Annotated in this window: 21 protein-coding genes; 11 read left to right on the top strand and 10 right to left on the bottom strand. The window is 54.4% G+C overall.

Annotated features, from left to right (window positions below; genetic code table 11):
* Positions 1 to 154: 154 nt before the first annotated feature.
* Complete coding sequence (locus F3J38_RS10730; protein ID WP_167138192.1) at positions 155 to 1,744, top strand: PTS transporter subunit EIIC; 1,590 nt, start codon at positions 155 to 157, stop codon at positions 1,742 to 1,744.
* 234 nt (positions 1,745 to 1,978) lie between these two features.
* A complete protein-coding gene (locus F3J38_RS10725) occupies positions 1,979 to 2,875 on the top strand; it encodes a LysR family transcriptional regulator (protein ID WP_167138851.1) in 897 nt (298 codons plus the stop codon).
* Here the strand turns inward: F3J38_RS10725 and F3J38_RS10720 are convergent.
* The 7 genes from F3J38_RS10720 to sapA all read right to left on the bottom strand — a co-directional run bounded on the left by F3J38_RS10720 (position 2,872) and on the right by sapA (position 10,398).
* A complete protein-coding gene (locus F3J38_RS10720) occupies positions 2,872 to 3,993 on the bottom strand; it encodes a CMD domain-containing protein (protein WP_167138190.1) in 1,122 nt (373 codons plus the stop codon). The genes F3J38_RS10725 and F3J38_RS10720 overlap by 4 nt on opposite strands.
* Positions 3,994 to 4,199: 206 nt before the next feature.
* Positions 4,200 to 4,988: an enoyl-ACP reductase FabI gene (gene fabI, locus F3J38_RS10715; RefSeq protein ID WP_007892455.1), complete on the bottom strand. Its 789-nt coding sequence runs from the start codon at positions 4,986 to 4,988 to the stop codon at positions 4,200 to 4,202.
* 141 nt (positions 4,989 to 5,129) lie between these two features.
* Positions 5,130 to 5,933, bottom strand: coding sequence for a putrescine export ABC transporter ATP-binding protein SapF (gene sapF, locus F3J38_RS10710; protein ID WP_167138188.1), 804 nt, complete (start codon positions 5,931 to 5,933; stop codon positions 5,130 to 5,132).
* Between the two features lie 2 nt (positions 5,934 to 5,935).
* Positions 5,936 to 6,931: a putrescine export ABC transporter ATP-binding protein SapD gene (gene sapD, locus F3J38_RS10705; protein WP_084934170.1), complete on the bottom strand. Its 996-nt coding sequence runs from the start codon at positions 6,929 to 6,931 to the stop codon at positions 5,936 to 5,938.
* Positions 6,931 to 7,821, bottom strand: coding sequence for a putrescine export ABC transporter permease SapC (gene sapC, locus F3J38_RS10700; RefSeq protein WP_167138186.1), 891 nt, complete (start codon positions 7,819 to 7,821; stop codon positions 6,931 to 6,933). Before sapC ends, sapD begins: the two co-directional genes overlap by 1 nt.
* Positions 7,808 to 8,773, bottom strand: coding sequence for a putrescine export ABC transporter permease SapB (sapB, locus tag F3J38_RS10695; protein WP_167138184.1), 966 nt, complete (start codon positions 8,771 to 8,773; stop codon positions 7,808 to 7,810). Before sapB ends, sapC begins: the two co-directional genes overlap by 14 nt.
* 2 nt (positions 8,774 to 8,775) lie before the next feature.
* Complete coding sequence (gene sapA, locus F3J38_RS10690) at positions 8,776 to 10,398, bottom strand: ABC transporter substrate-binding protein SapA (protein WP_084934173.1); 1,623 nt, start codon at positions 10,396 to 10,398, stop codon at positions 8,776 to 8,778.
* A 170-nt stretch (positions 10,399 to 10,568) separates the two neighbouring features.
* On the opposite strand from sapA, the gene F3J38_RS10685 reads away from it, so the two are divergent.
* Positions 10,569 to 10,820: a hypothetical protein gene (locus F3J38_RS10685; protein WP_167137161.1), complete on the top strand. Its 252-nt coding sequence runs from the start codon at positions 10,569 to 10,571 to the stop codon at positions 10,818 to 10,820.
* Between the two features lie 60 nt (positions 10,821 to 10,880).
* On the opposite strand, the gene pspF is transcribed toward F3J38_RS10685, so the two are convergent.
* Entirely contained in the window at positions 10,881 to 11,879 is a 999-nt protein-coding gene (pspF, locus tag F3J38_RS10680; protein ID WP_167138182.1) for a phage shock protein operon transcriptional activator, read from the bottom strand.
* A 163-nt stretch (positions 11,880 to 12,042) separates the two neighbouring features.
* Here pspF and pspA point away from each other — a divergent pair, with 163 nt between their 5' ends.
* The 7 genes from pspA (at position 12,043) to tyrR (ending at position 17,871) form a co-directional block, all read left to right on the top strand.
* Positions 12,043 to 12,708 carry a phage shock protein PspA gene (pspA, locus tag F3J38_RS10675; protein WP_167138180.1) on the top strand — a complete coding sequence of 222 codons (666 nt, stop codon included), beginning with the start codon at positions 12,043 to 12,045 and terminating at the stop codon, positions 12,706 to 12,708.
* A 58-nt stretch (positions 12,709 to 12,766) separates the two neighbouring features.
* Positions 12,767 to 12,994 (top strand): envelope stress response membrane protein PspB, encoded by a 228-nt coding sequence (pspB, locus tag F3J38_RS10670; protein ID WP_167138178.1) that lies wholly within the window; start codon positions 12,767 to 12,769, stop codon positions 12,992 to 12,994.
* On the top strand, positions 12,991 to 13,338 hold the full coding sequence (pspC, locus tag F3J38_RS10665) for an envelope stress response membrane protein PspC (protein WP_084934177.1): 348 nt from the start codon (positions 12,991 to 12,993) through the stop codon (positions 13,336 to 13,338). Before pspB ends, pspC begins: the two co-directional genes overlap by 4 nt.
* Positions 13,339 to 13,395: 57 nt before the next feature.
* On the top strand, positions 13,396 to 13,644 hold the full coding sequence (pspD, locus tag F3J38_RS10660; protein ID WP_084934178.1) for a phage shock protein PspD: 249 nt from the start codon (positions 13,396 to 13,398) through the stop codon (positions 13,642 to 13,644).
* Positions 13,625 to 15,022, top strand: coding sequence for a YcjX family GTP-binding protein (locus F3J38_RS10655; protein ID WP_167138176.1), 1,398 nt, complete (start codon positions 13,625 to 13,627; stop codon positions 15,020 to 15,022). The genes pspD and F3J38_RS10655 overlap by 20 nt, the downstream gene beginning before the upstream one ends.
* Complete coding sequence (locus tag F3J38_RS10650; RefSeq protein WP_167138173.1) at positions 15,019 to 16,092, top strand: YcjF family protein; 1,074 nt, start codon at positions 15,019 to 15,021, stop codon at positions 16,090 to 16,092. The genes F3J38_RS10655 and F3J38_RS10650 overlap by 4 nt, the downstream gene beginning before the upstream one ends.
* A gap of 213 nt (positions 16,093 to 16,305) precedes the next feature.
* Complete coding sequence (gene tyrR, locus F3J38_RS10645; protein WP_167138170.1) at positions 16,306 to 17,871, top strand: transcriptional regulator TyrR; 1,566 nt, start codon at positions 16,306 to 16,308, stop codon at positions 17,869 to 17,871.
* A gap of 484 nt (positions 17,872 to 18,355) precedes the next feature.
* Here the strand turns inward: tyrR and tpx are convergent, their stop codons facing one another.
* Positions 18,356 to 18,859 (bottom strand): thiol peroxidase, encoded by a 504-nt coding sequence (tpx, locus tag F3J38_RS10640; RefSeq protein ID WP_167138167.1) that lies wholly within the window; start codon positions 18,857 to 18,859, stop codon positions 18,356 to 18,358.
* A 153-nt stretch (positions 18,860 to 19,012) separates the two neighbouring features.
* On the opposite strand from tpx, the gene ycjG reads away from it, so the two are divergent.
* The gene (gene ycjG / locus F3J38_RS10635) at positions 19,013 to 19,999 is read left to right on the top strand and encodes an L-Ala-D/L-Glu epimerase (protein WP_167138164.1); all 987 of its coding nucleotides are present in this window, start codon (positions 19,013 to 19,015) and stop codon (positions 19,997 to 19,999) included.
* Here the strand turns inward: ycjG and mpaA are convergent.
* Complete coding sequence (gene mpaA, locus F3J38_RS10630; protein WP_167138161.1) at positions 19,968 to 20,681, bottom strand: murein tripeptide amidase MpaA; 714 nt, start codon at positions 20,679 to 20,681, stop codon at positions 19,968 to 19,970. The two genes, ycjG and mpaA, sit on opposite strands and share 32 nt — an antisense overlap.
* Positions 20,682 to 20,841 lie beyond the last annotated feature (160 nt).

The raw sequence follows: 20,841 nt of genomic DNA, 5'->3' as shown, positions 1-20,841 counted from the left end.
GTCTAATTGATTGGTTTAATGGTGCGATAGGCGGCGTTTATCGCGTTAAAGCGTGATGCGGATCAAATTTCATCGGCTGACTGGCCCCGTAGCGACGTGTGAATGGCATAACTGGCTAATAATTGCTCTTTCAATCTGTGAAAGGGCGCACACCATGAAGAATCTGGCCAGCCAAATTCATGCCTTCGGTAAAGCCTTGATGATGCCGATCTCCGTTATCGCTGCCGCCGGGATATTTCTTGGGCTGGCAGCGGCGATGCAAAACCCTGCGGTCACCGGCGATGCCTTTGCCAATTTGCAGGTACCGCAGCTCATCATCGGTTTTATCCGCAAAGTGGCGGCCGCGTTGTTTGCCAATCTGCCGGTTTTCTTTGCGGTCGCCAGTGCGATTGGTTTAGCGAAAGCAGAAAAGCCGACCGCTGCATTTGCTGCCGTGATTGGCTATATCTCGATGAACGTGGGCATTAACGCCACGCTGGCCGCGAAAGGACTCACCGCGCTAACCACCACGCCCGCTGCTTTGCAGCAGGCGGGTATGGATCAAACTACCGCGATGATGACCTCAGCCGAGTACATCAATATGCTGGGGATCTTTACCTACAATATGAGTGTGTTAGGCGGGGTGATTGCGGGATTGATCACTGTTGCGCTGCATAACCGCTTTTATACCCAGCAACTGCCAACGGCGATCAGCTTCTTCGGCGGACGCCGCTTCGTGCCGATCGTCACCATCGTCGTCTTGCCGCTGATTGGTGTGCTGCTGGCGTTGATTTGGCCCACCATTGGCCAAGGCATTGCGTGGGTGGGGCAAATGATTGGGAAAAGTGGGCAATATGGTGCATTTCTCTTAGGCACCGGTGAACGTCTGCTGATACCCACCGGTTTACATCATATCCTCAATGAGACAGTGCGATTCACGCCGATTGGGGGCATGGCAACGGTGGATGGACAAACCGTGGTCGGCGCCCTGAATATCTTTAACAGTTCGCTGACCCATCCGGGAGCGATTCCTGATGACACGGTGCGCAGTGCCACGCAGTTCCTTGCGCAAGGGAAAATTCCGGTGATGATGTTCGGCTTGCCCGCAGCCGCACTGGCGATCTACCACACTGCGCGCCCGGAACATAAGCAGCGGGTTAAAGCGCTGGTACTGGCGGGTGCGCTCACCTCATTCACCACGGGTATCACCGAGCCTCTGGAGTTCTGTTTTATCTTTGTTTCACCGGTGCTCTATATTCTTCATGCCTTGCTGACCGGCTTGTCCTTTATGCTGATGTCGATGCTGCACTTGATGATAGGCAACGTGCAGGGCGGTGCGATTGATTTAGTGGTGTTTGGTATTCTTGGTGGCAGTAAAACGCATTGGTGGTGGACGGTGGCGTTGGGCGTTATCTATGCACCGATTTATTATTACGGCTTTCGTTTTGTAATAACGCGGATGAGGGTTGAAACGCCGGGGCGCGAAGCAGATGAGGAGCCGCAAAGCACTCAGGTGACGGCTGATGAACGCACCAAAGTGATCATCAGCGGGCTGGGGGGTGAAAGCAATATAGAGGATGTCGATTGCTGCTTCACCCGGTTACGTGTGCGGGTGAAAGAGATGAAAGAGGTAGTGGATCAGACCTTGCTCACCACCGGCGCCAACGGCGTCAACCGCGTCAGCGAGCACGATGTGCAGGTGATCTATGGCCCGCAGGTGGAAAAGATCGCCAATGAGGTAAAAAGTGCGTTAGGCGTTGCATAACATATTTAGTTACCACGCTAATAATAAAATTAGCAACCAATGTTAAATCTGCAGGCCCGATATTTGCGATGATGTCTTTGCCCCTTCAAGAGCTAAGCCATTGCGAGTGCCGGAGATAAGCGCCGGGTGGGGCATTAATTCTATTCTCAGAGGCTGCCAAAAGGCGGCCTTTGTGCTTTTTAGGACATGAGTTTGTTACCATAGCGCGACTGTGACTTCAGGGTGGATGCGAAAATCGACATCAAGCAATTAATTTATCTCTGTAATTTGGAGCGTGAACGCCATTTTGGTCGCGCAGCTGAGGCCAGTTTTGTCAGCCAGCCGACGCTATCGATGCGACTGAAGAATCTTGAGCGCGAACTGGGATTATCGCTGATCAATCGCAGCAACAACTTTGACGGCTTCACGCCGGAAGGGGAGCGTGTGCTGACCTGGGCACGGGAAATTGTTTCGGTGTATCAGGGCCTGAAGCTGGAAGTGGAATCGCTGAAGCATGGCGTGAACGGTACGCTGCGCCTCGGCGTTATGCCGCAATGCAGCGTCGCACTGCCCGCGTTACTGAAAGCGGTGGAAGCGCGCTATCCACAACTCGACTATCGTGTAGCGGCAATGAGCGCCGACCAGCTGTTAGAAGCCTTGAACAGCCACACGGTAGACGGCGGAATCGGATTTTTTGAGCTAACGTCGCTGCGTGAATTACATTTTCAGACCGCGCTGTTAAAGGATCGTGGTGTGGAAGCCATTTTCAATCCAGACCATTTTCCGGCGCTGCTTGAACACGAAAAGCTGTCACTGGCAACGCTGGCCGCGCAGCCACTGTGCCTTGCGGAACCCACGCGCTATTTCCGCCGTTATCTCGATGGCCAGCTGCGTGAAACCGGCCTGTTACCGCGCGTAATTATTGAAAGCGCGTCGATTATGCAATTACTGCAGAGCGCACAGGTGGGGCTGGGGGTAATGGTGTCGCCCTGCGACCATCTGTTACCGGAGATGTTGCAAAATCTGGCACGACGACCGATCGATATGGCGCCCATGGGACGTCAGGCGGCGTTAGTGATTGCTGAGCCGGGCAGGGCATCACCGCTGGCTCAGCACTTCTTCGATGAAGCACGGCGTCATTTGCCGGATTAACGTGCCTCACCCAGCGCCATAAATAAACGATCCTGCCAGCTGGCAAAGGCAACAGCCTGTAACAGGGTGAAAATACGCTCGGTTCCCCAGCCTGCGTTCAGTAAGGGTTGCAGGTGAGCCGCGCTAAAGCGCTCTGGCAGACGAACCAGTTGCGCGCTGACATGAATGAGCGGCGTGTCCTCGGCAGCCTTATCGACATCCTGAAGCAGCGCCTCGCGCTGATCACCCGCCCTTAGGTTGAATTGACGAATGCAGCCCAGAATGCGCGCACTCACTGCCTGCGCCAGCGCTGCTTCATCCGTGAAATGGTCTTCCAGGCGCTGCTGCAAGGTTGCCCAGCCATACAGCGCCTGTGCATCATGCACCAGCAACCACATCGCCTCGTCTAAATCTGCAATTCCCTGGCAAAATGTAATGGCAGCCAGTTGCTCAGCACTGGCATAGCGCAGCTCAACCGGTTTCAGCGCGTGTTGCCACTCCGCTTGATGAGTCAGCATGTTAGCGTCGGCATCTGCCGGAGGAGAGACGCCCGGTATCCAACGTACTGGCAAACCCATCATCGCCTGTAGTCCGGCCACCACGCGCGCCTGATAGCTGACAAAGCCCACCAACTGATTAAGCGTCACGATATCCGGCTCAGTGAGGCCAACCGCGTCCAGTGCGCTAATGCTGGCTGCGTTAATTAATGCGGGCTGCATCGCCAACTGACGCGCATATTGGGTAATTTGCGTCAGCCGATTATTACTCTCTCGTGAAGAGTCTGGGCCTGGCAGCGGGTTGAGCCGCGCCGAGTAGTGATTGCACAGACGTTGAACACCAGCAACCTGCGCAACAATAAGCGCAGTGCTGAGGCGATCGTAAAGCGTCAAGGTGTGTGTCAGTGAGGTGCTCAGCGTGTCGGGCAGCAGGAGCTGACTGAGGTCGCGCGCAGCCAACAAAGCTGGCTGGAAACGGATCAATACCGGTTGCAGCGCAGTGGCTTCCTGCTGCAAACCCAATAAAAAGCGATCTTCAATATAGGCAGCCTCGGGCACCAAGGGTGCGGTGGCTTGCGATTGCGGGCGAGTCTGGCTTTCATAAAACCAGTGATCATGGCCGGGAGAACGGCGTTGTTCCATGGTCATTCCTTGCGCGAAAAACGGACTTGGCATGCGACGGGCAAATCTGAAAAGCGCATCGCCACCAAAGGGCTAGCTTATCGTCGCTGAAGCACTGGCTGCGGCAAAAGAATGATGGGGAATAATTTATAGCGGGTGAGTATAAGGGGGGATTTGTAGGGGCGCACCGGGGTACGCCCAAAGGCGGCTGGTTAGCCGCCGCTACATTATTTCAGTTCCAGCTCGTTCATAGCGGCAATGCTGAAGCCGCCATCAACGTGTACCACTTCACCGGTGATACCACCCGCCAGATCGGAACACAGGAAGGCCGCAGAGTTACCCACGTCTTCGATGGTTACGGTACGACGAATTGGGGTAACGGCTTCACAGTGAGCCAGCATCTTACGGAAATCTTTGATGCCAGACGCCGCTAAGGTACGGATTGGACCCGCAGAAACCGCGTTCACACGCGTACCTTCTGGACCCATCGCATTTGCCATATAGCGTACGTTAGCTTCCAGAGACGCTTTAGCCAGACCCATCACGTTGTAGTTAGGGATAGCACGCTCTGCACCCAGGTAAGAAAGGGTCAGCAGGGCTGAATTCGGGTTCAGCATTGCACGGCACTCTTTCGCCATCGCCACGAAGCTGTAGGCAGAGATGTCGTGAGCGATTTTAAAGCCTTCACGGGTAACGGCGTTCACGTAGTCACCATCCAGCTGATCGCCAGGTGCAAAACCGATTGAGTGAACGAAACCGTCAAATTTCGGCCAGGTTTTTGCCAGCTCGGTGAACAGCGCAGTGATGCTCTCGTCTTCTGCCACATCGCACGGCAGAACAATGTCTGAACCCAGATCTTTAGCAAACTCTTCCACACGACTTTTCAATTTGTCGTTCTGGTAGGTGAAAGCCAGTTCTGCGCCCTGTTTGTGCATCGCCTGTGCAATACCGTAGGCAATGGAGAGTTTACTGGCAACGCCAGTAATCAGAATGCGCTTACCGGAAAGAAAACCCATAGCTGTAATCCTTATGGTCATTGTTGTTGGCGGCCGCAGTGATTAAAAAGTAGGCGACCGACGTTAATCGACGTGCGGATTCTAGCACGTCTCTATCAAATGCGGTAAACCGCACCGCGTTTTCCGCGATGCAGTGAACAATCAGCGTGCCTTGCGCCAGGCCTCAGCGGTTAATGCCTCGCCAAAGTGGCTGGTGATCAAACGCTTTGTCAGGTCATGTAAGGGGGAAGCCAGCACATCAGCTGTGCCGCCGCGTTCAACCACTTCACCTTGATGCATCACCAGCACCTGATCGCTGATGTGTTTCATCATGCCCAAGTGCTGCGTCACATAAATATAAGCGATACCGTGTTTTTCCTGCAGCTCCAGCATCAAATTCACCAGTTGCGAGCGCATGGTCATATCCAGCGAGGCGAGGGCTTCGTCGGCGACAATCACTTTAGGCTGCAAGATCAGAGCGCGCGCCAACGCCAGACGCTGTTTTTGTCCGGGGGCCAGCATATGCGGATAATATCCGGCATGGTCGCGCAGCAACCCGACCTGGCGCAGCGTGGCGATAATGCGTTTTTCTCGCTCTTCATCATCGAAATCTGAGTTCAGGCGCAGCGGAAAATCGAGGATTTGACTGACACGTTGTCGTGGGTTCAGGGACGTTGACGGGTCCTGAAAAATCATCCTGATACGCTGGCTGCGATAGCCATAATCGCCGTACTCCAACGGATGATCGTCGATCAGCATTTCGCCCTCGGTGGGTTCCACCATGCCGCTCAGCATTTTGGCGAGCGTCGATTTTCCCGAGCCATTCTCACCTATCACCGCCAGCGTCTGCTTCTCACGCAGGGTGAAACTGACCCCTTTCACCGCCTCAACATGTTGGCGGCGAAACAATCCGGTGCGATAGCGGTAAGTTTTGCTCAGGTTACGCACTTCCAGCAGCGTTTCCATACTTACTGACCCTCCGTATTCAACGGGAAGTGACAGGCAAACAGGTGCGTTTTATTGCCGGTAAGGCGCGGTGTCTCAATACATTTGCGCTGTGCATAGGGACAACGCGGGCCGAGACGGCAACCAATGGGCAAATGTTCCAGTGAAGGAATGGCGCCGGACAGGGTATTGAGACGACTTTTGTGCGGCAACGCACTGCCGAAGTCAGGCATCGCACGGATCAGCGCTTGAGTATAAGGGTGGTGCGGTGTGTCCATTAAATCTTCGCTTTGTGCTGTCTCCACGGTCTGACCGCAATACATCACGTTAATGCGGTCTGCCCACTGGCTCATGGTGCGCAGGTCATGGCTGATCAGCAAAATCGTAGTGTTATTGTTCTGATTCAGGCGGCTCAGCAAACGAAATATCTGTGCCTGAGTCGTTGGCTCCATGGCGTTGGTCGGTTCATCTGCAATCAGCAAGCGTGGCTGGTTGGCCAGCGCGATGGCGATCATCACTTTCTGGCACTCACCATCCGTGAGCTCGTAGGGGAAGCTGCGCATGATGTCTTTGTGATCTTTAATACCGACGCGGTGCAACAACTCAATCGCGCGTGCCTTGCGCCAGAACCATAGACGTTGATACCAGTGGCCTTTGAACGTCCAGCGTGGGATTGCCTGCATTAACTGGCGGCCAATGCTTTCGGAGGGATCAAGACAAGCCTGCGGTTCCTGGAAAATCATCGACACGTTATGGCCGACAATGCGACGTCGCTCACGCGGCGAGAGGCGCAGCAGATCGATATCGTCAAACACCATGCGATCGGCGGTAACGCGCCAGTTATCCTTAGTGACGCCACAAATCGCTTTTGCTATCAGGCTTTTGCCCGATCCGGATTCACCCACCAGTCCGCGCACTTCCCCTTCACTCAGCGTGAGGTTAATCCGGTCTACAGCTTTCACCGGGCCTTCTGAGGTCATGAATTCGATAGTGAGATTACGAATATCAAGTAGCGGCATTATTCAGCTCCCGCTTCTACGGCGCGACGGACGCCGTCGCCCAGCAGGTTAACAATTAATACGCTGACCATGAGCGCCACACCCGGCAGCATCACGGTCCAGGGGGCCACATAGATCAACTCCAGTGCGTCGCCCAGCATCGCGCCCCATTCGGGCGAGGGCAGTTGCGCACCCAGATCGAGGAAACCGAGCGCTGCGATATCCAGAATCGCCATCGACAGCGAGCGTGTGAACTCACTCACCAGCAGCGGCAGAACATTGGGCAGCACCGCGTTCCAGAGAATATTCAGGTTGCGCGCGCCATCAAGACGCAGTGCCACCACGTACTCTTTTTCCATCTCATCATGCACTGCAGTATAGATCTCACGTACCAGGCGCGGAATGATGGCGAGAAACACCGCCAGCATCGCATGTTCCAAGCGCGGGCCTAAAAACGCCACCACGATGATCGCCAGTAACAGCGAAGGAATCGACAGCAAGGTATCCAAAACGTGATTCATCACCGCAGAGCGCAAACCGTGCGTAATCCCCGCCAGCACGCCAAGCACCAACGCGCAAATAGCGGCCAACACGGTGACCAGAATGGCCGATCCGACAGTTGGTGCTACACCGCTCAACAGGCGGCTGAGCACGTCACGTCCTAAATCGTCGGTGCCAAGAAAGAAGGAGACATCACCATAGCGCGACCACGACGGTGGGAGTAACTGATAACCGAGGAATTGCTGGTCGATGCCATAAGGCGACAGCAGGCCACCAAACAGGCACAGAAACAACAGGGTGCCGAATCCGTACAAGCCAATCATGCCGCTGGTATCGCGATAAAAACGCTGCCAAAACAGACGAAACGGACTGGGTAACCGTTTCTCTGCATAAATATCATCGTAGGGCATACCATTCCTTGTGTTTCAGCGGATTGAGTGCCGCACCGAGAATATCTGACAGTACACTGACCAGGATCACCAAGCCGCCGACCACCATTACGCCAGCAGAAATGGCCGCATAATCCTGTTGGCGAATCGCATTAATTAACCAGCGCCCAATGCCAGGCCAGTTGAACACCACTTCGGTGATCATCGCCAGCGTCAGCATAGTGGAGAACTGTAAGCCGAGGCGAGGGATAACGGGTGGCAATGCGTTGTGCAGCACATGCCGACGGATGACGGTGAATCGCGATAATCCGCGAGTGGCCGCTGCTTTAACATAGTTTTTATCCATCACGTCGCTGGTGCTGCTGCGTAGCAGACGTATGACTTCGGTGGTGGGGGCCACCGCCAGCACAATCACCGGTAGAATCATGTGCGTGAGCACGCTGATCAACATTTCGTGACGCCATGGTGAAGGGCTCAGCCAGGCATCAATCAGCGCAAAACCGGTGATGCTTTGTACCGGATAGAGTAAATCAAAGCGTCCTGAAACCGGTAGCCATCCCAGAGTTAGAGAGAAGAACAGGGTAAACAGTAGCGCCAGCCAGAAAACCGGCATGGAGAAGCCGAGCAGGGCCAGCGCGCTGATGGCCTTATCCTGCCATTTTTTGCGCATCACGCCCGCGCAGATCCCCAGCGGAATGCCTACCAGCAGCGCCAGAATAAAGGCCAGCACACACAACTCAAGTGTGGCGGGGAAGACTTCACGCAACTGCACGTCAATTGACTGGCCGTTAGTGCTGGAGACACCGAAGTCGAACTGCAGCAATCCTTTAAACCAGAACCACCAGGCATCGAATAACGATGCACCTTCCAGCGGTGCATTCGGGGTGAAATAGCTGAGGCTAAAACTCACCAGTGACAGTAAAAACAGCGTGATGAGCAGCAGCAAAAGCCGACGCAATATGTAGATGATCATGCTTACTCCTCGCTGCTTTCATCACGGTAAACCCCGGCAAACGAGGCATTACCAAAGGGACTCAGCACCAAACCCTTAATATCATGACGATAGGCTTGCAGGCGCAACGATGAAGCCAGCGGCAGCACAGGTAACTCCTGCGCCAAAATTTGCTGTGCCTGGTCGTAGCTATCGATACGGGCTGACAGTTGCTGTGACAACAGGGCACGCTGCAGCGCTTCATCAAAGGCGGGCGAGCACCAGTGCGCAAAGTTGGTCTGCGAGCGGATAGCCGCGCAGCTGAGCAGTGGCCGGAAGAAGCTGTCGGGATCGTTACTGTCGGTCGCCCAGCCGGTCAGGGTTAAATCATGGTTCATCGCCATTAGTTGCGCCTCCTGGAAGCGGCCTTCAACCGGTGCGATAGTGACGCGAACGCCAATCTGCGCCAAATCCGCTTGCAGCAGTTCGGCGGTTTTTAACGGGCTGGGATTCCATGATTGAGAAGTGGTCGGGACCACTAACCGCAGGTGCAGGTCTTCAATGCCCAACGCTTTCAGCTCTTCACGCGCTTTAGCCGGATTGTATTCCGTGACGCGGGCATCATTGTCGTAGGCCCAAGACGCACGTGGCAGAATCGATGCGGCGGTTTCTGCGGTGCCGTAATAGATCGACTCCATTAGGCGCTCATTGTTGATCGCTAATGCCAGCGCATGGCGCACTTCAGGACGATCCAGCGGGGGTTTACGGGTGTTAAATGCCAAATAAGCGATGTTCATGCCCGGACGTAAGGTCATGCGCAGACGCGGGTCATCACGCAGAATCGACAGTTGGCTGGCGGCGGGATAGGCCAGAACATCACATTCACCGGTCAGCAGTTTCGATAAACGTCCAGTGCCCCCGACACCCAAATCGATCACGACTTGCTGCAAGCGGGGAACGCCGCGCCAGTACTGTGGGTTACGTGCCAGCCGCAGGTACTGCCCAGTGCGATACTCACTTAACTGGAACGGACCGGTGCCCACCGGTTCACGGTCCAGTCTTTCCTGCTGACCTTTTGCCGTGAGCTTATCAGCATATTCCTGCGACAGAATCGGGGCGTAATGCGTGGCGATATGCCACAGGAATGAGGCATCAGGGCTATTTAGCCGGATCTCCACCGTATCGTTATCCAGTTTCTTCACACTTTGCACGGAATCGGAAAACTGCAGGCTATCAAAGTAGGGATAACTGCCGCCGTTCACGTTATGCCACGGGTGCTGACGGTCAAACATGCGCGCAAAACTGAACACCACATCATCCGCATTCATTTTACGCGTGGGTTTGAACCAGTTGGTGTGCTGGAATGACACATCTTTCCGCAGATGGAAACGGTAAGTCGCACCGTTATCGCGGACTTCCCAACTTTGTGCCAGGTCAGGAATCAAGCGATAGGTATAAGGATCAACATCCAGCAGGCGATCGTACAACTGCGCTGCAAGGGTATCGACCACCAGACCGCTGCTCACCATCTGCGGATTGAAGGTGTTCACCGTGCCATTCACGCAATAGACAAAGCCGCTGTTACGGATGTTATCCGTTGGTGCGGCCAGCGCAGACGCACTCAATACGCTGAGACTCAGCAGCAGCGAAGTTAGTAATTTGGGCATAGAACTCAACGATTCTGAGGCAATAGCGAGAGTGTATCGCAAAGGTCACACACTCCCCAAATCCACGATCAATCTGCGCTCTTTTTCGCCGAATTGAGGGGGAGATAATCACACCGTTAGTGTGGAAATGAGAAAAATTCTCAATTAGGGCTTTACAGATGATAATAAGAATGATTATTATTCTTCTGCGCTTCGACGGTGGCTCTACCGAAGAAGAGCACGACATTGCTCACATTGCTTCCAGTATTAAGTTGCCCGCATTCAATGCGGGCTTTTTTTTCTTCCTGCTTTGCACTGCTGCCGCGTTGGCTGCGCTCAGCCACCCCAGTCACATACTGATGTATGCTCCCGGGGATGTCTTCGCTTGCCGCCTTGCATCAGCACAAATCAGTTTGAAAAAAACACCTCTGCGTTTGTTATAAACGGCATGCCCCCCTCAGTAACAATCCGATGCATGTATCCTTACGGATCGCCTCCATAGCCTAATCCTCATCTCGCGCCTGAATGCCGTGCTTCTTCATCATTGCGCGCAGTTGATGGTAGGTCACGCGCAGTAACTCTGCGGCGCGGCGTTGGTTGTATTTTGCCTGCTGCAAGCTGGCCTCCACTAACTCACGCTCCTGCTGGTTTTGCCACTGGCGCAGATCGATCGGCAGGGAGGGAAGGGGGCTGGCAGGGGCTTCAGTGGGTGATTCTATGGGGGCGCTGCGCGGGGCAAACGGGTTGATGATGATGTTATCCAGTGGTTCGTCAACGCTGTGATGACGGTACACCGAACGCTCCACCACATTTTTCAACTCTCGCACGTTGCCCGGCCAGTTGTGGCTGAGCAGCGCCAATTGCGCGCGCTCGCTAAAACCAGGGAACAGGGGCAAACCCAGTTCACGGCTCATCTGAATCGCGAAATGCTCAGCCATCACCAGGATATCGCTACGACGTTCACGCAAGGGAGGCAGTTGCACGACATCGAAGGCGAGGCGATCGAGTAAATCAGCACGAAACTTTCCGGCCGCCGCGAGCGCGGGTAAGTCTTCATTGGTGGCGCACACCAAGCGCACGTTAACCTGCAACGACTGATTGCCGCCAACGCGTTCTAACTGACCGTATTCAATTACGCGCAGCAACTTCTCCTGAACCAGCATCGGGGCGGTGGCCAGCTCATCAAGAAATAAGGTTCCGGCATCGGCGCGTTCAAAACGGCCCAGGTGGCGTTTCTGTGCGCCAGTGAAGGCGCCTGCTTCATGGCCGAACAGTTCGGAATCCAGCAGATTTTCATTTAACGCTGCGCAGTTTAGGGAGATGAAGGGGCCTTGCCAGCGATCGGAAAGATAGTGCAGGCGGCTGGCAATCAGCTCTTTACCGGTTCCGCGCTCACCAATCACCAGCACCGGTTTTTCCAGCGGTGCGAGGCGGGAAACCTGCTCCAGCACTTCCAAAAAGTTATTGGATTCGCCTAAGAGATTGTCGTTACCTGAAGCCATGATGAATTTCGCCACGAGTTAATCAATTTGACTACCATAGTGGAAGAATCAGCGAATGTAAAATAAGCAATTATCTAAAAATCAATGCATTAAAAGTTGGCATGGTCTTTGTATTAACTAACCCTGTATTGCACAACCACATGACAAACAGAGGAACATCATTATGGGTATTTTTTCTCGTTTCGCCGACATCGTGAACGCCAACATCAATTCCCTGCTGGAGCGCGCCGAAGATCCGCAGAAACTGGTACGCCTGATGATTCAGGAAATGGAAGACACGCTGGTGGAAGTCCGCTCCACCTCCGCACGTGCGCTGGCTGAGAAAAAGCAGCTGTCGCGCCGTATTGATCAGGCGGAAATCCAACAGGCCGAATGGCAGGAAAAGGCCGAGCTGGCGATTAATAAAGGTAAAGAAGATTTAGCGCGCGCCGCGTTAATCGAAAAACAGAAACTGACTGATTTGATTGCCTCTCTGCAGCAGGAAGCGACGCACGTTGAAGAAACACTGGAACGCATGAAGGGTGAGATTGGTGAGTTAGAGAAAAAGCTCACAGAAACCCGCGCTCGCCAGCAAGCGCTGACGCTGCGTCATCAAGCGGCTTCTTCTTCTCGCGATGTGCGCCGTCAACTTGATAGCGGCAAACTGGATGATGCGATGGCACGTTTTGAATCGTTTGAGCGCCGCATCGATCACATGGAAGCCGAAGCGGAAAGCCAGCGTTTTGGTAAGCCTAAAGGTTTAGACCAGGAGTTCGCCGAGCTGAAAGCTGATGATGAAATCAGCCAGCAGTTGGCTGCGCTGAAAGCCAAAATGAATCGCAGTGAGTAAGTAAGACGGGCCTGCAATTAGGCCCGTGCATAACGGTGTACCTGAAAAAGGAAAATCAATGAGCGCACTATTTTTAGCCATACCCTTAACGATCTTTGTGCTGTTTGTCGCACCGATATGGTTATGGCTGCATTACAGCAACAAACGCAACGGTGGCGCGGAACTGTCATCCAGCGATATGCAGCGTCTGCAACAGTTGACGCAAGACGCGCGCCGTATGCGTGAACGCGTTGATGCACTGGAAGCGATTCTCGATGCCGAGCATCCAAACTGGAGGCAACCATGATGAACGGCCGCAAGCTGTGGCGTATCCCGCAACAGGGTAAAATTCGCGGCGTGTGCGCTGGCCTGGCGGAGTATCTCGATATTCCGGTGCGATTATTGCGCGTGATTGTGGTGCTATCGCTGTTTTTCGGGCTGTTCATGTTTACCGTAGTGGCGTACTTCATTCTTGGCTTCGTTCTGGATGAAAAGCCGTTAGATGCGCCGGACCAGCGAACGCCCACGGCACGTGATCTGCTGGATGAGCTGGATTCCGCGTTGAAAAGCGACGAACGCAACGTACGAGAGATTGAACGCTACGTCACCTCTGAAACCTTCAGCGTGCGTAGCCGCTTTCGCCAGATCTGATTTTATTCTCTGGGCCCGCGTGCGGGTCCGCTTCCCCGCATATTCTTAGAGGTGGACATGTATAATCAGCGTTTTACTGCTCTGCGCCGCCACGCAACACCTGCGTTGAAGTCGGCGGGGAAATTCATCATCATCAGTGCAGTAACCTATGGGCCCGGCGGCTTGGCTGGCTGGGCAGTAAAATCGGTGGCGCGTCGCCCGTTGCGCCTGTTACTGGCGGCCGCCCTGGAACCGTTGCTGAGCAAGGCGTTTAAACGCCTGTCAGCGCGTTTCATCAGGGAGAGCGATGAAAAGACTGCAAAATGAACTGTCGGCGTTGATGAACCGCGGTGTTGACCGCCATCTGCGTCTCGCGGTAACCGGCCTTAGCCGCAGCGGTAAAACCGCCTTCATCACTTCGCTGGTAAACCAGCTTCTCAATGTTCACAGCGGTGCACGTTTGCCGCTGTTCTCGGTGGTGCGCGAAGAGCGCCTGCTCGGCGTTAAACGCGTCCCGCAGCGTGAACTCGGCACGCCACGTTTTACCTACGATGAAGGCCTGGCTCAGCTGTACGGCACACCGCCGGTTTGGCCCACGCCAACGCGGGGAGTAAGTGAAATGCGACTGGCGTTGCGCTATCGCCCCGAGCAATCGCTGCTGCGCCATTTCAAAGACACCGCCACACTTTATCTGGAAATCGTCGATTATCCCGGCGAATGGCTGCTCGATCTGCCAATGCTGGCACAGGATTACCTGAGTTGGTCGCGCCAGATGATGGGACTACTGCAGGGCGATCGCCAGCAGTGGTCGGCACATTGGCTCAGCCTTTGTCATGATCTCGACCCGTTTGCACCGGCTGATGAAAATCGTCTGGCAGCCATTGCCACGGCCTGGACCGATTATCTGCACCAGTGTAAGCGCGAAGGACTGCATTTTATTCAGCCGGGCCGTTTTGTCTTGCCGGGTGATATGGCGGGCGCTCCGGCACTGCAATTCTTCCCGTGGCCGCAAGTGGAGGAGATGCACGCCAGCAAATTGCTACAGGCTCCAGCGGGCAGCAACTTTGCCATGCTGCAACAGCGCTTCAATTATTACTGTCAGCATGTGGTAAAAGGTTTCTACAAAAATTATTTCCTGCGCTTTGATCGTCAAATCGTATTGGTGGACTGCCTGCAACCGCTGAACAGCGGCCCGCAGGCCTTTAATGACATGCGACTGGCGCTCACCCAACTGATGCAGAGCTTCCATTACGGGCAGCGCACGCTGTTCCGCCGACTGTTTTCACCGGTGATTGATAAGCTGCTGTTTGCTGCCACCAAGGCTGACCATGTCACTGCCGATCAGCATGCCAATATGGTGTCGCTGCTACAGCAGCTAGTGCAGGACGCATGGCAAAACGCCGCGTTTGAAGGTATCAGCATGGATTGTCTGGGTCTGGCATCCGTGCAGGCCACTGAGAGTGGTCTGGTGGATCATCGTGGCGAAAAATTGCCGGCACTGCGTGGTCATCGCCTCGACGATGGCGAAGCGCTAACTTTCTATCCCGGAGAAGTGCCGCCACGTTTGCCGGGACATCAGTTCTGGCAACAGCAGGGTTTTCAATTTGAACAATTTCGGCCACAGCAGCTCGATGTTGATCGGCCGCTGCCACACATTCGCATGGATGCCGCGCTGGAATTTTTACTTGGAGATAAATTGCGATGAGCGACGAAACCCCCTTAAAACCTCGAATTGATTTTGCGCGCCCGCTTGAAGATGAAGCACAACAACCGCTGCGGCCGGCACAAACGTTCAGTGCAGAAACGGAGCGGGCATTTTTGGCTACCGCAGAAACCGAACCCCTGGAAGAAGGTGAGGGCGAAAAGGTGGTTGAAGCGGCGCTGCGCCCGAAGCGTAGTGTGTGGCGTAAAATGGTCGGTGTTGGGCTGGCAATTTTCGGCGTCAGCGTTGTCGCGCAGGGTGTTCAGTGGTTGCATGATGCGTGGATAACGCGTGACTGGTTCTCTCTGGGCACGGGTGTAGCCGGTGGATTAATTGTGGTCGCCGGCGCAGGTGCGTTGATTGGCGAATGGCGACGTCTTTATCGCTTACGTCAGCGGGCAGAAGAGCGCGATATTGGACGCGAATTGCTGCACAGCCACGGTATTGGCAAGGGCCGCGCATTTTGTGAGAAGTTGGCGCAGCAGGCGCAACTGGATCAGGCGCATCCTGCGTTACAACGCTGGCATGCCGCGCTGCATGAAACTCATAATGACCGCGAAATCGTTCTGCTCTATGCGCAGTTGGTACAACCGGTGTTGGATCGCCAGGCACATCGCGAAATCAGCCGTCACGCGGCGGAATCCACCTTAATGATCGCGGTCAGTCCGCTGGCGCTGGTGGATATGGCATTTATCGCCTGGCGTAACCTACGCCTGGTCAATCGCATCGCCGCGATTTACGGCATCGAACTCGGTTACTTCAGCCGCATCCGCCTGTTCCGTTTAGTGCTTCTCAATATGGCCTTTGCCGGGGCATCAGAACTCGTTCGCGAAGTGGGCATGGATTGGATGTCGCAGGATATCGCTGCACGTCTTTCTGCGCGCGCTGCGCAAGGTATTGGTGCCGGACTGCTCACCGCGCGGCTTGGCATCAAAGCGATGGAATTATGCCGACCACTGCCTTGGCTGGAAGACGACAAACCCCGTCTTGGTGATTTCCGCCGTGAACTCCTGACGCAGTTGAAGGAATCCTTGGTTAAAAGCGGGGATAAAGCAGGCAAGCCTGCTAAATAATACGCTTCTGTTCACCTTTCACGCTATAGATGGCGTGAAAGGTGAAATTATCTGTGTTAATTGTGATTTTCGACGGGATTATTGTGGGTTGTTCCGTTACACTTCTTCGCGTCACCTGCCTCAAGCTGTCAACTTTTCATGACAGCCCCCTTCTGAGGCGCTGCAAGTTAGCGTATTATCTCTAAAATCAAAACCTGACTAAGGCTCATCGCAATGCGTTTGGAAGTTTTCTGCCAGGACCGCATCGGTCTGGCGCGCGAGCTACTCGACCTGCTGGTTGCGCGCAACATCGACTTGCGCGGTATTGAAATTGCGCCCTTTGGTCGCATCTATCTCAATTTTTCCGCTCTGGAATTCGAACCCTTCAGTAACCTGATGGCGGAAATTCGTCGTACACCAGGCGTGACAGATGTGCGCACCGTGAGCTACATGCCTTCTGAACGTGAGCATCGCGCCTTGAGCGCATTACTGATCGCGATGCCAGAGCCGGTGCTCTCTATCGATCTGAAGAGCAAAATCGAACTGGCCAACCCGGCGGCGCAGAGTCTGTTTAACCTCGATGAACAGAAATTACGTAACCAAAATGCTGCCACGCTGATCACGGGTTTCAACTTCCAGCGCTGGATTGAAAACGAGCGCGTTGAGGCACAGGCGCAGCACGTGGTGATTCAGGGACGTGATTTCCTGATGGAAGCGCGACCGATCTATCTGGCGGAAGAGGAAGGGCAAAGCGATCAGCCCGTGGGCGCGATGATTACCTTAAAATCTACCGCGCGTATGGGCCAGCAACTGCAAAATCTCACCGTCACCGATGAATCTGAGTTTGATCATATCGTTGCGGTAACGCCGAAAATGCGCCAGGTGATCGACCAGGCGCGTAAACTGGCGATGCATGATGCGCCGCTGCTTATCGTCGGCGATACTGGTACGGGTAAAGACATGCTGGCACGAGCCTGCCATCTGCGTAGCGCTCGTGGTAAAAAACCGTTCCTCGCGCTGAACTGTGCATCGCTGCCAGATGATGTCGCAGAGAGCGAACTCTTTGGTCACGCTGCCGGCGCTTATCCAAATGCACTGGAAGGCAAAAAAGGCTTCTTTGAGCAAGCCAACGGCGGCTCTGTTTTGCTCGACGAAATCGGCGAAATGTCACCACGTATGCAGACCAAGCTGCTGCGTTTCCTCAACGATGGCACGTTCCGTCGGGTGGGCGAAGAGCATGAAGTGCATGTTGATGTTCGAGTGATTTGTGCCACGCAAAAGAATCTGATTGAGCTAGTGCAGCGCGGTGAATTCCGTGAAGACCTGTTCTATCGCCTGAACGTTCTGACGCTGAATTTGCCACCGCTGCGCGAACGTCCACTGGATATTTTGCCGCTAACCGAGATGTTTGTGGCACGTTTCTCCGATGAGCAGGGTTTACCTCGCCCTCGTCTCTCACCGCAGCTGGTGCCATTCCTGACGCGTTATAACTGGCCGGGAAATGTACGTCAGCTGAAGAACGCACTGTATCGTGCATTGACCCAGCTGGAAGGCTACGAACTGCGTCCGCAGGATATCGTGTTGCCGGAGCAGGCGTTGGATGTGTCGCTGGGTGAAGAAGCGATGGAAGGCTCACTGGATGAAATTACCAGTCGCTTTGAACGCTCAGTGCTGACGCGCCTTTATCTCTCTTATCCCAGCACGCGTAAACTGGCTAAGCGACTTGGTGTGTCGCATACCGCGATTGCTAACAAACTGCGTGAATACGGGTTGGGGCAGAAGCGCGGCGAAAGCGAATAGCCGTCGTTTCGAGAAATAAGAACGCCGTGTTTCGACGAAAGGTTTGTCAGTTAAGCATGTGATGATAACTCAGTCTGGTGCCGCTCTGGGGCTGGCTGTCCTCGCGCCGCTGACGCGGTACCTTCACTTCACTCGTCAGCCTGACGGACCGGCGCAGACGGGACTTTCCCTGTCCCGGCTGCACCTTTCGCCAGCATCCATGCTGGCTCTCCTGGCTTCCTCATTCCGTTCAGCGCTGCGAAATGCCAGCCCCTGAGCGGCACCAGCCTGCTTGCTCATTTCCGTTTACGCTGTTGGAGAGGGCACGATGGTGAAGACTTTAGCGCTTATACTGCCACAAAGTGCACATTGTCTGAGGCGCTGTGGTCCGCACCAAAACGCGCATAAGAAAAGGCCGCCATTTTTAGAAAATGGCGGCCTCATTCGAACAGGACCTTAACTGACAGGCATTACGCCTTTCGCCAGCTTTTTATATGTTAAAAGCTTACTTCAGTGCAGCCAGCGCCGCATCGTAGTTTGGCTCTTCGGTGATTTCGTTCACCAGCTCGCTGTACACCACTTTGTCATTCTCATCCAACACGACCACAGCACGTGCAGTCAGGCCTTTCAGTGGACCTTCAGCAATTGCCACGCCGTAATCTTCTTTGAACTCAGCACCACGCAAGGCTGACAAGGTCACCACATTGCTGACGTTTTCCGCGCCGCAGAAACGAGACTGCGCAAACGGCAGGTCAGCAGAGATGCACAGCACCACAGTGTTATTCGCTTCGCCTGAGCGCTCATTGAATTTACGCACTGATGCGGCACACACGCCGGTATCAATACTTGGGAAAATGTTCAGAACTTTGCGTTTACCTGCATAATTAGAAAGGGATACGTCACTAAGGTCTTTAGCCACCAGGCTGAAAGGTTTAGCTTGTTCGCCAGCCTGCGGGAAGTGACCTGCAACTGGGACCGGGTTGCCCTGGAAGTGAACATTCTGAGACATATGATTTCCTTTTAGCGATGAATTAATCTGGCATTTAACCTGCCAGAGCAGATATAGCGTTTGTTTATGACATAATTTTGAAGGGTTTACGAGCGCATTTCGCAGTGCAAACCGAGACGGCTCGCAATTAAGTGATGGATTTAAGGAGAAATAATGAGAACAGTGAAGAGTTATCCGGAAGCCTGGCCGTTACATTCTCCGTTTGTTATTTCTCGCGGAAGTCGGACGGAAGCCCATGTGGTGGTGGTCGAAATTGAGCAGGACGGCGTGAAAGGTATCGGCGAAGCCACGCCCTATGCGCGTTATGGTGAAAGTGAAACCTCCGTGCTGCAGCAAATTGCGGCACAACTGCCAGCGATACAAAACGGCATGACCCGCTCAGAACTTCAACATGCGTTACCCGCCGGCGCTGCGCGTAACGCTCTGGATTGCGCATTATGGGATCTGGAGCGTCAACAGCAGGGCAAAACATTGCAGGCATTATGTGGCGTTCACCTCGCGTCTGACATCACCACTGCGCACACGGTCAGTATTGATACACCAGAAGCGATGGCGAGTAGTGCGCTGGCGCTATGGCAGCACGGCGCAACTCTGTTAAAGATCAAACTCGATCATCATCTGATCAGCGAACGTTTAGTCGCGATTAGAACGGCGGTGCCGGATGCGACCTTGATTGTCGATGCCAATGAGTCATGGCATGCGGAGGGGCTGGCAGCGCGTTGCCAGCTGCTGGCGGATCTCAACGTCGCGATGCTGGAGCAACCGCTTCCTGCTGCCGAAGATGCTGCGCTCAGCCATTTTGTCCACCCGCTACCCATTTGTGCCGATGAAAGTTGCCACACGCGTGAGCAGTTGACGCAGTTAAAAGGGCGCTACGACATGGTAAACATCAAGTTGGATAAAACGGGCGGATTAACCGAAGCGCTGGCGTTAGCCAGTGAAGCACGGCAACAGGGTTTTGCTGTGATGCTGGGCTGCATGCTATGCACCTCACGTGCGATCCGCGCTGCGCTGCCAATGACACCCATGGCAAAATTTGCCGATCTGGATGGCCCAACCTGGCTGGCTGCCGATGTTGAGCCATCACTGCACTTCGAACGTGGCGTACTTAAACTTGCGGCTGCCAGCGTAGCAGATTGATCATCGCTTCCAGATACACTTCAGTGGCTTCATCAACGGAAATCGGCGGCATCTCGGCGGTGATACACAATAAGCCGAGATCGTCGCACCAGCTGCCGAATGATCCCGGCGTGGCATAGCCCACACTGCTCACTACTGGTAGCTGGGTTTGTGCTGCCAGCCATTGTGCCAATGCACTGTGGTGCGGATCGTCAATGCAAGCCAGGGGTTCATGCCATGAGACAACCCATCGCGGCTTGATGTGATGGATCAGTTGGCATAACGCCTGTGTTTCAGGTTCTGAAGCAGGGGTAGCTCCGGTCGAGAGCACCACATCGCGCTCGTCGGCGGCGCTATTCCAGCGGTAAACGGTATCGCCATTTTGCCAGTTGGCTGCCGGGAAGTTGCGATTGAGGTCCACACCGTTAGCGTTGGCGCGCAGGCCGAGCTGACATCCATCAGGATTGACCGCCAGCACCACATGATGACGGCGCAATGCCTCCGGTAGCGTACGCATCGCGCCAGACAGCGTGGCCACCGCGGCATTTTCGTCACCGTGCGTACCCGCAATAATCAAGCCACTCTCTGCATCGGCAGCAGGGGCAGGAAACCACAACAGCGGCGCGCCCAGCACCGACTGACCATACTGTTGCCAGACAGCGTCCAGCTTGCCGCGCAAGGGACGTGGATGATGTGACGACATGACATTCCTCTCTGAAAGCGTGCAATACAGACAGCCTGCATCAGGCTGACATTCAAAATTAAAAGTGTGACCGAGAATCCAGCCTCAACATAACGGTAATCAGCGCGAGGGGAAATAGCTATATATCAATCAGCAATTTGCGATAAAGTGCCAAAAGTTG

Origin of the sequence: Candidatus Pantoea formicae, from assembly GCF_011752625.1 — a bacterium.
GTDB lineage: Bacteria > Pseudomonadota > Gammaproteobacteria > Enterobacterales > Enterobacteriaceae > Pantoea > Pantoea formicae.
The sequence above is the reverse complement of the archived record's forward strand: the minus strand, read 5'-3'. Positions and strand labels throughout refer to the sequence as shown.